The sequence below is a fragment of the Chimaeribacter californicus genome (assembly GCF_002858675.1).
Classification (GTDB): Bacteria; Pseudomonadota; Gammaproteobacteria; order Enterobacterales; family Enterobacteriaceae; genus Chimaeribacter; species Chimaeribacter californicus.
In genome coordinates this window covers 1-435 of sequence record NZ_PJZF01000108.1, presented here as the reverse complement: position 1 = coordinate 435, position 435 = coordinate 1, and the positions used below count along the sequence as shown (strand labels likewise).

The 435-nt window shown below is 47.6% G+C and carries 1 tRNA gene and 1 rRNA gene; both read left to right on the top strand.

The features are described 5' to 3' along the window. A 16S ribosomal RNA gene (locus CYR55_RS23140) occupies positions 1 to 54 on the top strand; the annotation flags it as partial. A 137-nt stretch (positions 55 to 191) separates the two neighbouring features. After that, positions 192 to 267: transfer RNA gene (locus CYR55_RS23135), tRNA-Glu, on the top strand. Positions 268 to 435: the final 168 nt, after the last annotated feature.

Genomic DNA, 435 nt, shown 5'->3' with positions numbered 1-435 from the left:
GTGAAGTCGTAACAAGGTAACCGTAGGGGAACCTGCGGTTGGATCACCTCCTTACCTCAAGATATTTGACCGTGCAGTGCCCACAACAGATTGTCTGATAGATGTAAATGAGCAAGCGCACCTGTTGATGCGATGAGTCTCTGACTCATGCTGATACAAAACGGCAGGGCTTCGGCCAGGCTGCTTTTTGTGTCCCCATCGTCTAGAGGCCTAGGACACTGCCCTTTCACGGCTGTAACAGGGGTTCGAATCCCCTTGGGGACGCCATACCGATAATGAAGTGAAAGCCATTATCAACCATATCGTAAAACTGACTGTTAAGTCACTTTTACGATATTGCTCTTTAACAATCCGGAACAAGCTGAAAATTGAAACATTACAGCACCCATTACTCTCCGTAATTATCGCGGCTTCCAGCTGCGGTATTGAGTAGTG